12 protein-coding genes are annotated in these 13928 nt (G+C 71.2%); all 12 read left to right on the top strand.

Annotation, left to right across the window (positions count from 1 at the left end):
- The first annotated feature begins 62 nt into the window (after positions 1-62).
- The 12 genes from OG385_RS35265 (at position 63) to OG385_RS35210 (ending at position 13869) form a co-directional block, all read left to right on the top strand.
- The gene (locus tag OG385_RS35265; protein ID WP_266862041.1) at positions 63-962 is read left to right on the top strand and encodes an alpha/beta fold hydrolase; all 900 of its coding nucleotides are present in this window, start codon (positions 63-65) and stop codon (positions 960-962) included.
- A complete protein-coding gene (locus tag OG385_RS35260; RefSeq protein ID WP_266862040.1) occupies positions 959-2620 on the top strand; it encodes an FAD-binding protein in 1662 nt (553 codons plus the stop codon). Before OG385_RS35265 ends, OG385_RS35260 begins: the two co-directional genes overlap by 4 nt.
- A 29-nt stretch (positions 2621-2649) precedes the next feature.
- Entirely contained in the window at positions 2650-3690 is a 1041-nt protein-coding gene (locus OG385_RS35255) for a ferredoxin--NADP reductase (RefSeq protein ID WP_266862039.1), read from the top strand.
- A 110-nt stretch (positions 3691-3800) separates the two neighbouring features.
- Entirely contained in the window at positions 3801-4709 is a 909-nt protein-coding gene (locus OG385_RS35250) for an acetaldehyde dehydrogenase (acetylating) (protein ID WP_266862038.1), read from the top strand.
- A gap of 21 nt (positions 4710-4730) precedes the next feature.
- Positions 4731-5795 (top strand): 4-hydroxy-2-oxovalerate aldolase, encoded by a 1065-nt coding sequence (gene dmpG, locus OG385_RS35245; RefSeq protein ID WP_266862037.1) that lies wholly within the window; start codon positions 4731-4733, stop codon positions 5793-5795.
- 8 nt (positions 5796-5803) lie between these two features.
- Positions 5804-6988: an acyl-CoA dehydrogenase family protein gene (locus tag OG385_RS35240; protein ID WP_266862036.1), complete on the top strand. Its 1185-nt coding sequence runs from the start codon at positions 5804-5806 to the stop codon at positions 6986-6988.
- 3 nt (positions 6989-6991) lie between these two features.
- The gene (locus OG385_RS35235) at positions 6992-7975 is read left to right on the top strand and encodes a VOC family protein (RefSeq protein ID WP_266862035.1); all 984 of its coding nucleotides are present in this window, start codon (positions 6992-6994) and stop codon (positions 7973-7975) included.
- Positions 7972-8748, top strand: a complete 777-nt coding sequence (locus tag OG385_RS35230) for an SDR family oxidoreductase (RefSeq protein ID WP_266862034.1) — start codon at positions 7972-7974, stop codon at positions 8746-8748. Before OG385_RS35235 ends, OG385_RS35230 begins: the two co-directional genes overlap by 4 nt.
- 206 nt (positions 8749-8954) lie before the next feature.
- Entirely contained in the window at positions 8955-10115 is a 1161-nt protein-coding gene (locus tag OG385_RS35225) for a steroid 3-ketoacyl-CoA thiolase (protein ID WP_266862033.1), read from the top strand.
- Positions 10116-10121: 6 nt separating this feature from the next.
- Complete coding sequence (locus tag OG385_RS35220; protein WP_266862032.1) at positions 10122-12344, top strand: acyl-CoA dehydrogenase; 2223 nt, start codon at positions 10122-10124, stop codon at positions 12342-12344.
- Positions 12341-13213, top strand: a complete 873-nt coding sequence (locus OG385_RS35215) for a MaoC/PaaZ C-terminal domain-containing protein (RefSeq protein ID WP_266862031.1) — start codon at positions 12341-12343, stop codon at positions 13211-13213. Before OG385_RS35220 ends, OG385_RS35215 begins: the two co-directional genes overlap by 4 nt.
- On the top strand, positions 13210-13869 hold the full coding sequence (locus tag OG385_RS35210) for a PaaI family thioesterase (protein ID WP_266862030.1): 660 nt from the start codon (positions 13210-13212) through the stop codon (positions 13867-13869). Before OG385_RS35215 ends, OG385_RS35210 begins: the two co-directional genes overlap by 4 nt.
- Positions 13870-13928 lie beyond the last annotated feature (59 nt).

Genomic DNA, 13928 nt, shown 5'->3' with positions numbered 1-13928 from the left:
CGGTGTGTCCCGCTGATCGGGACGACCGCGGCACCGCTCCCTCACCGCTGGCTACGTTCCGGATGTTGACCACAGGCACGGCGAAGGCAGGGACGATGACGGAGCTGAACCACGAGTCCACCGCGCGCGAACTCACCACCGACCAGGGCGTGCTGCGCTATCACGAAGCCGGTGACGGTCCGCCGCTGGTGATGCTGCACGGTTCCGGCCCCGGCGTCACCGGCTGGCGCAACTACCGCGGCAACCTCGCCACGTTCGCCGAACGATTCCGCTGCCTGGTCCTGGAACTACCGGGGTTCGGCGTCAGCGACCCCGTCGAGGGGCACCCCATGGCCACCGCCCCGGACGCCCTCGGACGCTTCCTCGACGCCCTCGGCCTCCAGCAGGTCGACCTGATCGGCAACTCCATGGGCGGCATCGTCGGCACCCAGTACGCCCTGCGCCACCCCGACCGCGTACGCCGGCTCGTGACGATCGGCGGCATCGGCCGCAACCTCTACAGCCCCGGCCCGGGTGAGGGCATCCGGCTCCTCACGGAGTTCACCGACAACCCCACCCGCGAGGGCCTGGTCCGCTGGCTGCGCTCCATGGTGTACGACCAGAGCCTGGTCACGGAGCAACTCATCGAGGAACGCTGGCAACTGGGCACCGACCCACAGGCGCTGGCCAACGCACGGCACATGTACGGCAGCGCCGCCTTCGCCGCCAGTGCGGCCGCCGCTGCCGCCTCCGGCGAACCGCCGTACTGGGCGATGCTGCACCGGCTGAAACCGAAGACCCTGATCACCTGGGGCCGCGACGACCGGGTGAGCCCGGTCGACATGTCCATCGTGCCGATGCGCACCATTCCCGGCGCCGAGCTGCATGTGTTCCCCGACTGCGGCCACTGGGTGATGATCGAGCAGAAGGCAGCCTGGGAGAGCGCCGTGCTGGCCTTCCTGACCCGTGAGGAGTCGGTGTGAGCGGCAGCGGCGCGGCCTGGGACCACGAGTTCGACTTCGTCGTCGTCGGCAGCGGCGGTGGCGGCATGACCGCCGCGCTGACCGCCGCGGACAGCGGACTGTCCACCGTCGTGGTGGAGAAGGCGGCCATGTACGGCGGCACCACCGGCATCTCCGGCGGCGGTATCTGGATCCCCAACAACCCAACCCTGCGGGCCGAAGGGCACGACGACAGCCGGGCCTCGGTCCGCCGCTACCTCGACCTGCTGACCGAGGGCCGCGTCCCGGCCGCCCGGCTCGACGCGTACGTCGACCACGGCCCGGCCGCCATGGAACTGCTCTGCGGGAGCAAGTGGATGCGCCTCTCCTGGACCAAGGGCTACGCCGACTACCACCCGGAGTACGAGGGCGGGCGCCCGCTCGGCCGGTCGGTCGAGGCGCTCCCGTTCGACACCCGCAAGCTCGGCGAGGACGAGAAGTACCAGCGGCCCAACAGCCTCAAAGGCCCGCTGGGCCTCTGGGTCACCGGCAAGGACTACCACGACCTGGCCATGGTCAAGCGCACCTGGCGCGGACGCCGGGCATCCCTCGTCGCGGCCTGGCGGGTCTCCTCCAATCTGATACGCCGACGGCACATGTCGACCGGTGGACGCGCCCTCGTGGCCCGGATGCGCATGGTCCTGAAGGACGCGGGCATCCCCCTGTGGCTGCGCACCCCGATGACGTCGCTCGTCACCGCCGATGACGGCCGGGTCACCGGCATCGTCGTCGAACGCGAAGGCACAGCCGTGCGCATCGGCGCCCGCCGCGGAGTGCTGCTCGCCACCGGAGGCTTCGACCACAACCAGCAGATGCGTGAGAAGTACCTGCCGGACGGCGGCCAGGCCGACTTCAGCGCCGGAGCACAGGAGAACGCCGGCGACGGGATCCTCGCCGGACTTGAACTCGGCGCCGCGGTGGACTTCATGGACGACGCGTGGTGGATGCCCTCGGTGCGCCACCCGTCGGGCGCCACGATCCCCCTCGTCTCCGAGCGGTGCATCCCCCCGTCCCTGATCGTCGCCTCGAACGGCAGGCGCTTCACCAACGAGTCGTCGCCGTACACGAACTTCGTCCACGACCAGCTCGACGGCGGGCACGTCCCGGCCTGGTTCGTCATGGACGCCAAGGCCCGCTCCCGCTACCCGTTCGCTCAGGTGCTGCCCGGAATGCCGTTCCCCGAGGAGTTCTACGCGAGCGGTCTCGCACACCGCTCCCGCACCCTCGACGGTCTCGCCCGGGACATCGGTGTCCCCCCGGAGGAACTGACCGCGACCGTCGAACGGTTCAACGGCTTCGCCCGCACCGGAAAGGACACCGACTTCGGGCGCGGCGACAGCGCCTACGACCGCTACTACGGCGACCCGACACTGCCCAACCCCAACCTCGACGAGATCCGCGAACCGCCCTTCTACGCCGTGCGTATCGAGGCGGGCGACCTCGGCACCAAGGGCGGGCTGGTCTGCGACGAGCACAGCCGGGTCCTGCGGGAGGACGGGACCTGCGTCAGAGGGCTCTACGCGACCGGCAACACCTCCGCGTCCGTCATGGCCAACGAGTACGCGGGCCCCGGGGCCACCATCGGCCCGTCGATCGTCTTCGGCTACGTCGCCGCCCGGCACGCCGCCGGCCGCACCTGACCACCCCCGGAAGGAAAGGCTGAGGAACCATGGGGCGACCCACACCTCTCACCGTGCGTGTCGTCGAGGTCGTCCGTGAGACTCCCGACGCGCACTCGCTGGTGCTCGAACCGGCCGGCGTACCGACGGAGAGGTTCACCTACCGGCCGGGCCAGTTCCTGACGGTCCGGGTGCCGTCCGAACGTGTCCGGGGAGCGGCCCGCTGCTACTCGCTGTGCAGTTCCCCGCACCACGACGAGAAGCTGAGGATCACGGTCAAACGCACCGTGGACGGATACGGTTCGAACTGGATCTGCGACAACGTCGTGGCGGGGGACACCCTCGAAGTCCTGCGGCCGGCCGGCACGTTCACCCCCGACTCGCTGGAGCACGACTTCCTCCTGCTCGCAGCGGGCAGCGGCATCACACCGGTGATGTCCATCCTCAAGTCCTGTCTGTACGCGGGGACCGGCTCCCTCACCCTGGTCTACGCCAACCGTGACGAGCGCTCCGTGATCTTCCGGGACGAACTCGCGTCGCTCGCAGCGGAGTTCGGAGACCGGTTGACGGTCGTCCACTGGCTGGAGTCGGTGCAGGGGCTGCCCACCGAGCCCGGGCTGCGCGCGCTCACCCGGATGTGCACCGGCCGCGAGGTGTTCGTCTGCGGCCCCGGCCCCTTCATGGACCTCGCGGCCCTCACTCTCGGCGAACTCGGTGTGCCCTCCGGGCAGGTGCACATGGAACGGTTCGCCTCCCTGGCGGCCGACCCGTTCGCGAGCCCGGACCCGGCCGCCCACGCCGGCCCGGCCGGCCCGGTGAGCCAGGTCGAGGTGGAACTCGACGGAACCACCAGGACCGTCGCCTGGCCCCGGAACACCAGACTGCTCGACGCGCTCCTCGACGCGGGCGTAGATGCTCCGTACTCCTGCCGCGAGGGCAACTGCAGCGCGTGCACCTGCCTGCTCGTCGAGGGCGAGGCGGCGATGGAGAACAACCAGGTGCTCGGCGAGTGCGACCTCGCCGACGGCTACGTCCTGGCCTGCCAGGCGCTCCCGCTCAGCGAACGGCTCAAGATCACCTACGACGGATGACACGACCGGCCGTCGCCGCTCCTCCCGCTCAGCGGGAGCCCATCGGCGGGCCGGCCAACACGTTGACACGTTGGGGGAGTTGTCCCCTCGATTCGGATGAGGTTCGAACTGTGACCAAGGCGACCGCCGCGATCGTCGGCTCCGGAAACATCGGAACCGATCTGATGTACAAGCTGCTCCGGTCCGAGGCGATCGAGCCGGGATGGATGATCGGGATCGATCCGGAGAGCACGGGCCTCAAGCGGGCGGCTGAGGAAGGTCTGGCGGTGAGCGCCGGGGGAGTGGCCCGGCTGCTGGCCGATGGTGCCCGGCCCGACCTCGTCTTCGAGGCGACCTCGGCCTCCGTGCACAAGGCGAACGCCCCGGCCTACGCCGAACTCGGCATCCAGGCCATCGATCTGACACCGGCCGCGCTCGGCCCCGCCGTCGTGCCCGCCGTCAACCTGGGGGAGCATCTGGACGCCCCCAACGTCAGCCTGATCACCTGCGGGGGTCAGGCCACCATCCCCATGGTGCACGCCGTCTCCAGGGTCACCGATGTGGCCTACGCGGAGATCGTGGCCAGTGTCGCCTCGCCGTCCGCAGGCCCGGGAACCCGCGCCAACATCGACGAGTTCACCCTCACCACGAGCCGGGGCATCGAGACCATCGGCGGCGCGGCCCGGGGCAAGGCCATCATCATCCTCAACCCCGCCGAGCCGCCCATGCTGATGCGGGACACGGTCTTCTGCGCCATCCCCGCAACGGCCGACCGCGCGGCGATCACCGCGTCCGTCCACGAGACGGTCCGGCAGGTCGCGTCGTACGTACCCGGCTACCGCCTGCGCGCCGAACCGCAGTTCGACGACCCGGACCCCGTCAGCGGCGGCCTCGCCCGTGTCGCGGTCTTCCTCGAAGTGGAGGGCGCGGGCGACTTCCTGCCGCCGTACTCCGGGAACCTCGACATCATGACCGCCGCCGCCACCAAGGTCGGTGAGGGCTTCGCCCAGCGGATCATCGCCCGGCGCACCGCGTCCTGACCCTCAAGGAGCCCACCAGCCATGCCTTTCAGTGCCGATCTCGACATCCGTGTCACCGACTCCTCCCTGAGGGACGGTTCGCACGCCAAGCAGCACCAGTTCACCACCGAGGAGGTACGGTCCGTCGTCGCCGCTCTCGACGGCGCCGGCGTCCCGGTCATCGAAGTGGCGCACGGCGACGGCCTCGGCGGATCCTCGTTCAACTACGGCTTCAGCCGCACCCCGGAGCAGGAACTCATCAAGGAAGCGGTGAAGACCGCCCGACAGGCGAAGATCGCCTTCCTGATGCTTCCGGGGCTCGGCGTGCAGGACGACATCCGGGAGGCCGCCGACAACGGCGCCGCCATCTGCCGCATCGCCACCCACTGCACCGAGGCCGACATCGCCGTCCAGCACTTCGGTCTGGCCAGGGGGCTGGGCCTGGAGACCGTCGGCTTCCTGATGATGGCGCACAGCAGGCCGCCGGAGGCCCTGGCACGGCAGGCGCGGATCATGGCCGACGCCGGCTGCCAGTGCGTCTATGTCGTGGACTCCGCCGGAGCCCTGGTGCTGGAACAGGTCGGCGACCGGGTCGCCGCGCTCGCCGGGGAACTCGGCGCCGATGCCCAAGTCGGTTTCCACGGCCACGAGAACCTGGGACTCGGCGTCGCCAACTCCCTCTGCGCCGTGCGCGCCGGGGCCACGCAGATCGACGGCTCCACACGGCGCTTCGGAGCCGGCGCCGGCAACACCCCGGTCGAGGCGTTCGTCGCCGTCACCGACAAGCTCGGCATCCGCACCGGTATCGACACCCCGAAGATCATCGACGCGGCGCAGGACGTGGTCCTGCCCGTCATGGGCGGCGACCGCCCGCTCGACCGGATGTCGCTGACCATGGGCTACGCCGGTGTCTACTCCAGTTTCCTCAGTCATGCCGGCCGGCAGGCCGCCAAGTACGGCGTATCCGGCACCGACATCCTCCTGGAGGCCGGGCGCCGCAAGCTCGTCGGCGGGCAGGAGGACCAGCTCATCGAGATCGCTGTCGGCCTCGCCGGGCGGGCCGGCGCACTGAAGGAACCGACCACGCCCACACCCGCAGGGAAGTGAGAACCGCCATGCCCAACCCGGTACTCGACGCCATCGTCGAACGCGCGGAGGAGATCCGCACGCTGGGCCCTGTGAACGAGTCGCTCGGCCGGCTGGACGACCAGGCGGCCAAGGTGCTGCGGGACACCGGTGCCATCCGGATGCTCCAGCCGAAGACACACGGCGGACTGGAGCTGCACCCAAGGGAGTTCGCCGAAACGGTCATGAAGATCGCCGCGTGCGACGGGTCGACCGGCTGGGTCGCCGGCGTCGTCGGGGTCCACCCCTGGGAGATGGCCATGGCCGACCCGCGGGTCCAGGACGAGATCTGGGGCGAGGACCCCGACACATGGATCGCTTCCCCGTACGCACCGATGGGGCTGCTGCGGCCCGTCGACGGCGGCTATGTCTTCAACGGCCGCTGGCAGTTCTCCTCCGGCACCGACCACTGCGACTGGATCTTCCTCGGTGCCTTCCTCGCCGACCACAGTGGCGAGCGGCTGACCCCGCCGCAGTCGATGCATGTGATCCTGCCGCGCGCGGACTACGAGATCGTCGACGACTCCTGGGACGTGGTCGGCCTGCGCGGGACGGGCAGCAAGGACATCGTCGTACGGGACGCCTTCGTCCCCGCCCACCGGGTCGTCGACTACGCGAAGGTCGTCGACGGCAGTCTCGCCAAGGAGACCGGGCTGACCAATCCGATGTACCACCTGCCGTTCTCAGCCGCCTTCCCGCTCGGCATCACCGCCTCCGTCATCGGTATCTGCGAGGGCGCGCTCGCCCACCACCTGGCCTACCAGCGCGACCGCGTCCAGATCACCGGCACCGCCGTCAGGGACGACCCGTATGTGCTGTATGCCGTGAGCGAGGCCGCCGCGGAGATCGCCGCCTCGCGCGCGGCACTGCTGGACAACATCAGCCGGCTCCACGACATGGTCGAGGCGGGCGAGCGCATCACCTTCGACCGGCGGGCCGTGGGCCGGCGCACACAGACCCGCGCCGCCTGGCGGGCCGTGCGCGCGGTCGACGAGATCGTGGCGCGCTCCGGCGGCAACGCCATGCGGATGGACAACCCGATCCAGCGGTTCTGGCGCGACGCCCACACCGGGCTCGCCCATGCCATCCATGTGACCGGGGCGGTATTCCATGTCGCGGCGCTGACGCAGATCGGCGTCGAGCCCCCGCAGGGGCCGATGCGCTCGATGATCTGAAACGTGACGGACGTGATGGACGTGACGGACGAGAGGGAGAAGATGACGCAGATTCGAGGGCTGGGCTATCTCCGGGTACGGAGCCGGGACGTCACCCGCTGGCGCGAACTCACCGTGGACGCCCTCGGTTTCGCCGAGGGATCGGGCCCCGACCCCAAGGGCCTCTATCTCCGGATGGACGAGCGCCGTGCGCGGCTGGCCGTCCTGCCCGGTGAGAGCGACCGGGCCGAGGCCGTCGGCTGGGAGGTGCGCGACCAGTTCGCGCTGGCCGACGTCGCCCGCACCGTCGAGGCCTCCGGCACGGCGGTCAGGACGCTGACTCAGGAGGAGGCGGACGAACGCGGAGTGGAACAGGCCATCGCCTTCGACGACCCCGCCGGAGTCCCCGTAGAGGTCTTCTTCGGTCCCGTCCTGGACCACAGCCCCGTACTCACCGGACTCGGGCAGCGCTTCGTCACCGGCGGCCAGGGCATGGGACACGTCGTTCTGCCCACCACGCGCATGGACGAGAGCGTGTCCTTCTACACCGAGGTGCTCGGCTTCCTGCCGCGTGGTGCGGTGCGGATGAGCAGCCAGGCCCCGGAGGCTCCGCCGCGGCGCGTGCGTTTTCTGGGAGTCAACGAGCGCCACCACAGCCTGGCCCTCTGCCCGGCGCCGCACGGCGAGGCACCCGGTCTGGTCCACCTCATGGTCGAGGTGGACACCCTGGACTCGGTGGGACGCGCCCTCGACAACGTCGGACGGCTCGGCTTCCCGCTCTCCTCCACCCTGGGCCGCCACACCAACGACAAGATGATCTCCTTCTACGTCCGCGCTCCCGGCGGCTGGGACGTCGAGTACGGCACCGACGGGATGCTCGTCGACGAGCGTGACTACACCGCCGAGGAGATCACAGCCGACAGCTACTGGGGCCACGACTGGTCGGGCTCGGAACCGCTCGCGGCGTTCTCGACGCCGGCCGGCAACAGGGGGGAAGCCCGTCCATGACACGCCGTACAGCCGTCAGCGGTGCCGCATCGGGCATCGGCAAGGCCCTGGTCCGACTGCTGCGGGCGCAGGGGGACGACGTCGTCGGAATCGACCTGAAGGACGCGGAGGTCTGCGCGGACCTCGGTACTCGTCAGGGGCGGCAGGACGCCGTGCGCGCCGTTCTCGAACGTACTGGAGGGACCCTGGACGCTGTGATCGCCTGTGCCGGCATCTCGGCCCGGGTCCCGGCCGCGGTCGCGGTCAACTTCTTCGGTGTCACCGAACTGCTCCAGGGGCTCAGGCCCGCACTGGCACGGGCCGATGCGCCCCGTGCGGCGTTCGTCGGTTCCATCGTCGGGACCAGATCCGGGGCGCCCGATGTCGTCGATGCCTGCCTCGCCGGGGACGAGACGGCGGCGCTCAGGGCGGCCGCAGCCGTCGCGGCCGCGGGCGAGGGCGGCACGCTGTACCCCGCGTCGAAGGCAGCCCTCGCCCGCTGGCTGCGCCGTACCAGCGTCACCGACGAGTGGGCCGCCGCCGGGATCCCACTGAACGCCGTCGGCCCCGGTGTGGTGCTGACCCCCATGCATGCCGCCCACGCGGTGACGGAGGAGCAGCGCAGGATCGTCGACCGGGCGGTGCCGATGCCGCTGGGCGGCCACGCGGGACCCGAGGTGATCGCGCGGGCGCTGCGGTGGCTGACCAGCGTGGAGAACACCCATGTGACCGGCCAGGTGCTGTACGTCGACGGGGGTGCCGAGGCGGTGCTCCGCGGCCCGGACAAGATCTGAGCGGCGGACAGACCCGAGCGGCCGACAGACCCGAGCGGCCGACGAGACGCGAGCGGCTCCGGCCGGGGCGGCGGGAGCCGTGGCGCGGGCCCGGCCGGCGGCCCCACTCAGTGAGACTGCCGTTGCCAATTGCCAGAATGAATTCTATTTCTGATGGCACAGCAACCACCCCGGCCCTCAAGGCCGCCTCACACCAATGGAGAACCATGGCCGAGACCGTCATAGTCGAAGCCGTCCGCACGCCGGTCGGCCGTCGCCGCGGCGTCCTGTCAGGGCTGCACCCGGCCGAGTTGCTCGGCCGGACGCAGAAGGGCCTGCTGGAACGTGCGGAGGTCGCCCCGGACGCCGTCGACCAGGTCGTCGGGGGCTGCGTCACCCAGGCCGGCGAACAGTCCAACAACATCACCCGCACCGCCTGGCTGCACAGCGGTCTGCCGCACTCCACCGCGTGCACCTCGATCGACTGCGCGTGCGGCTCGTCGCAGCAGGCCGTACACCTGATCCACGGACTGATCGCATCGGGCGCGATCGACGTGGGCATCGGCTGCGGTGTGGAGTCGATGAGCCGGGTGTTCCTCGGGCAGGCACAGACACCGGGGACCGGCTCGCCCGTACCTGACAGCTGGTCACTGGACATGCCGGACCAGTTCACGGCCGCCGAGCGGATCGCGCGCAAGCGCGGGATCACCCGCGCCGACGCCGACGCGCTCGGGCTCGCATCCCAGCGCAAGGCGGCCCGCGCCTGGGCCGACGGCCGATTCGGCCGTCAACTCATCGACATCGAGGCACCGGTGACCGGACCGGACGGCACGGTCGTCGAACGGACCACCGTCTCCCGCGACCAGGGGCTGCGGGAGACCACTGCTGAAGCGCTCGCCGCACTCAAGCCGGTGCTCGCCGACGGCATCCACACCGCCGGGAACTCCTCGCAGATCAGCGACGGCGCCGCCGCCGTCCTGCTGATGAACCAGGAGAGCGCCACCCGCCTGGGCGCCCGCCCGCGGGCCCGGATCGTCGCATCCGCCATGGTCGGCGCCGATCCCTACTACCACCTGGACGGCCCCGTGGAAGCGACCGCCCGTGTGCTGCGCAAGGCCGGAATGACGCTCGACGACATCGACCTCGTCGAGATCAACGAGGCGTTCGCCTCGGTCGTACTGTCCTGGGCCCAGGTCCACAACGCCGACATGGACAAGGTGAACGTCAACGGCGGCGCGATCGCCCTCGGCCACGCCGTGGGCTCCACGGGCGCCCGCCTGATCACCCAGGCGCTGTACGAGCTGGAACGCGACGGCAAATCCACCGCGCTGATCACCATGTGCGCCGGCGGCGCGCACGCGACAGCGACGATCATCGAACGGATCTGACCCACCATGACCATCGGGCTGACCGAGGAGCACCGCGACCTGCGGGACTCCGTACGCGCCTTCACCGGCCGGCACATCACCCAGGAAGCGGTCCGGAAGGCCGTGGACGCCGCGGACGAGACACTTCCGCCCTACTGGCAGGCGCTCGCCGGCCAGGGCCTGCTGGGCCTGAACCTGCCCGAGAAATCCGGCGGCGCAGGCTACGGGCTCCTCGAACTCGCCGTAGCCACCGAGGAGTTCGGACGCGCCGCAGCTCCCGGCCCCTTCCTGCCGACCACCCTCGCGGCGACGGTCCTGGACCGGGCGGCGCACGAGGCGCATCTGCCGGGACTCGCCGACGGGACCACCGTCGGCGCGGTGGGACTGGACCCGGGCACCCTCACCCTGACCCCTTCCGGCGACGGTGGCCGCACGCTCTCCGGCGAGTCCGGTCTCGTCATCGGCGGACACCTCGCCGATGTCTTCGTCCTCCCGGCCCGGGACGGTGCGGACACCGCCTGGGCCGTCGTGCCCCGCGCCGCGGTGGAGACCACTGACCACCGCAGCCACGACCTGACGCGCCGTTCCTCCCGGGTGCGCGCCCGCGGTACGGCGATCCCCGCGGCGGACGTACTGCGCATCGACGCGCAGCTGCCGGTCGACCTGGCCGCGGTCCTCTTCGCCGCCGAGGCCTCGGGCATGGCGGACCGCGCTGTCGCCACAGCCGCCGAACATGCCCGCGTCCGCGAGCAGTTCGGCCGCCCCATCGGCCAGTTCCAGGGCGTCAAGCACCGCTGCGCACGGATGCTCGCCCAGGCCGAACAGGCCCGCGCCTGCGCCTGGGACGCCGCCCGCGCGAACGAACCCGGGGCCGTCGACGACCCCCGGGAGGCATCGCTGGCCGCCGCCGTCGCCGGGGCCACCGCGGTGGAGGCGGGCTTCGCCACCGCCAAGGACTGCATCCAGGTACTCGGCGGCATCGGATTCACCTGGGAGCACGAAGCCCACCTGTATCTGCGCCGGGCCCAGACTCTGCGCATCGCGCTCGGACCGACCGCGCGGTGGCGCCGCCGGGTCTCCCGGCTCACCCTGGACGGCGCACGCCGCCGGCTCGCCGTCCAGTTGCCGCCCGGCGCCACGGCCGTACGCGAGGAGATCCGCACCGAACTCCGCGGCGCCACCGCCCTGGAGGAGTCAGAACGGCTCACCTATCTCGCGGACCGCGGCTACACGGCGCCGCACCTGCCCGCCCCCTGGGGCAGGGGCGCCGACGCGGTCACCCAGCTCGTCATCGCCGAGGAGCTGCGCGCCGCGGACCTGAAGCCCGTCGACATGGTCATCGGGGCCTGGGTGGTACCGACCCTCGTGGCACACGGCAGCGCCGCACAGCAGGAGAGGTTCCTCGGGCCGAGCCTGCGCGGCGAGATCACCTGGTGCCAGCTGTTCAGCGAGCCCGGCGCCGGGTCCGACCTGGCCGCACTGAGCACCCGCGCCGAAAGGACCGACGGCGGCTGGCGGATCACCGGGCAGAAAGTGTGGACCTCCATGGCCCACGACGCCCACTGGGGCATCCTGCTGGCCCGCACCGAACCCGACGCACCCAAGCACAAGGGACTGTCGTACTTCCTGCTCGACATGACAGCCCCCGGCATCGACATCCGCCCGCTGCGCCAGATCACCGGCGAAGCGGAGTTCAACGAGGTGTTCCTCGACGACGTGTTCGTCCCCGACGCCATGCTCGTCGGCGCACCCGGCGACGGATGGCGGCTGACCCGCACCACCCTGGCCAGCGAACGGGTCGCCCTCTCCCACGACTCCTCGCTCGGCTCGGGCGGCGAAGCCCTGCTCGACATCACGGCGAGCGGGCCACAGGACATGGACGACGAACGCCTCACCACCCTCGGCGGCATCCTCTGCGACGCGCAGTCCGGCGGGCTGCTGGGCCTGCGCACCACCCTGCGTTCGGTGACCGGACAGCAGCCGGGCGCGGAAGCCAGCATCGCCAAGCTGATCGGCGTCGAACACCTGCAACAGGTCTGGGAGACCGCCATGGACTGGCTGGGCAGCGCCGCCCTCACCGGTGAGGGACCCCGCCAGGACCCCACCTGGTGGTTCCTCAACTCCCGCTGTATGTCGATCGCGGGCGGTACGACAGAGGTCCAGCTCAACATCATCGGAGAACGTCTGCTCGGCCTGCCGCGCGACCCCGAGCCCGCCCCGAAGAAACCGGAACAGAAGGCCCGATCATGACGGTCGACCGTGACAAGGCGCTGAGCGCAGCCCCGTCCGTGCAGCAGATCGGCTGGACGGCACGGGACGTACTCCTCTACCACCTCAGCCTCGGAGCAGGCTCCGACGCGCACCACGACCCGGAACTCCATCTCACCTTCGAACGCCGGCTGACGGTACTGCCCACCTTCGCCATGGTCGCCGGCGGCGGGATCTCCTCCGGCACTCCGCCCGAGCCGTCCCTGGACCTGCCGGGAATCGACATCGACCTGCGCCAAATCCTGCACGCCGGACAGGAACTGGAGATCCACCGCCCCCTGCCGGCGGCGGGCACGGCCACCCTCGCCTCCCGTGTGGCCGAGGTGTGGGACAAAGGGAAAGCGGCGGTGATCGTCCGGGAGTCCACCGCTTCCGGGCCGGACGGCGAGCCGCTGTGGACCAGCAGGATGCAGATATGGGCGCGCGGAGCGGGAGGCTTCGGCGGAGACCCGGGGCCGCAGACCCACGAGAGCACCCCCGACCGCCGCCCCGACACCGTCTGCGACACCCCCACCGGTCCCCAGCAGGCGCTGCTCTACCGGCTCAACGGAGACCTCAACCCCCTGCACGCCGACCCCGAGTTCGCGCGGGCCGCCGGGTTCCACCGGCCGGTCCTGCACGGCCTTGCTTCGTACGGCCTGGTCTGCAAGGCACTCGTCGGCGAACTGCTCGACGGCGACGCGACCCGGCTGAAGGCACTGTCCGTACGGTTCGCGGGCCCGCTCTTCCCCGGGGAGACCGTCCGCACCGCCGTCTGGCGGGACGGAGACCGCCTCCGGCTGCACGCCACCTGCCCGGAACGCGACGGTGCACCGGTGCTCACCCACGCAACGGCGAGGATCACTCCATGACCGACGACCACGACGCACCGCCCGTGTCCCCTGAGGCGGCCGTCCGGCCGGACGAACTGGTCGCGGCGGCCCACGAGGACGGAGTCGACGCGGCCGCGGCCGCCGCACGCAGGGTGATCGACGCCCTGCTCCTGGCCGGTGACCATACGGACGCCGACCTGACCGGTGTGGCCAAGCAGCTCCACGCCCTCGCGGACCACCTCCAGGAGCGGGCCCCCGCCCGCGAGGAACGCATGGTCACCATGTGGCGCGGCACCGGCATCACCCGGCACGACCCGGTGACCGGACCCGAGAACGCCCTGGCGCCGCCGCTCACCCTGACCGGCCGGGACGACGGCTCGGTCCACGGCGTGGTCACCCTCGGGCTCGCCTACCAGGGACCGCCCCGATGCGCACACGGGGGAGTGGCGGCGCTGCTGCTGGACCACACACTCGGCGTCGCCAACCACTGGGCGGGACTGTCGGGTATGACCGCCGAACTCACCCTGCGCTACCACCGCCCCACCCCGTTGTTCGAGCCGCTCACCGTCACCGGCCGTCAGCTCTCCGTGGACGGGATGAAGATCCGCACCACCGGGACCATCTCGGCCGGCGGCCGGGACTGCGTGACGGCGCAGGGACTGTTCATCGCCAAACACCTGCCCCGGCCGAGCTGACGCCCCCGGCCGCCCGAACCGACACCCCGCCGGGGCCGACGCACGAACCGGGCGACACG

Source organism: Streptomyces sp. NBC_01306, assembly GCF_026340465.1.
GTDB lineage: Bacteria > Actinomycetota > Actinomycetes > Streptomycetales > Streptomycetaceae > Streptomyces.
The sequence above is the reverse complement of the archived record's forward strand: the minus strand, read 5'-3'. Positions and strand labels throughout refer to the sequence as shown.

What these genes read in the sequence shown, in the direction of transcription:
- OG385_RS35230 (WP_266862034.1), top strand. Translation starts at nt 7,972, where the DNA reads ATGACACGCCGTACAGCCGTCAGCGGTGCCGCATCGGGCATCGGCAAG.
- OG385_RS35240 (WP_266862036.1), top strand. Translation starts at nt 5,804, where the DNA reads ATGCCCAACCCGGTACTCGACGCCATCGTCGAACGCGCGGAGGAGATC.
- OG385_RS35215 (WP_266862031.1), top strand. Translation starts at nt 12,341, where the DNA reads ATGACGGTCGACCGTGACAAGGCGCTGAGCGCAGCCCCGTCCGTGCAG.
- OG385_RS35255 (WP_266862039.1), top strand. Translation starts at nt 2,650, where the DNA reads ATGGGGCGACCCACACCTCTCACCGTGCGTGTCGTCGAGGTCGTCCGT.
- OG385_RS35225 (WP_266862033.1), top strand. Translation starts at nt 8,955, where the DNA reads ATGGCCGAGACCGTCATAGTCGAAGCCGTCCGCACGCCGGTCGGCCGT.
- OG385_RS35210 (WP_266862030.1), top strand. Translation starts at nt 13,210, where the DNA reads ATGACCGACGACCACGACGCACCGCCCGTGTCCCCTGAGGCGGCCGTC.
- OG385_RS35220 (WP_266862032.1), top strand. Translation starts at nt 10,122, where the DNA reads ATGACCATCGGGCTGACCGAGGAGCACCGCGACCTGCGGGACTCCGTA.
- dmpG (WP_266862037.1), top strand. Translation starts at nt 4,731, where the DNA reads ATGCCTTTCAGTGCCGATCTCGACATCCGTGTCACCGACTCCTCCCTG.
- OG385_RS35265 (WP_266862041.1), top strand. Translation starts at nt 63, where the DNA reads ATGTTGACCACAGGCACGGCGAAGGCAGGGACGATGACGGAGCTGAAC.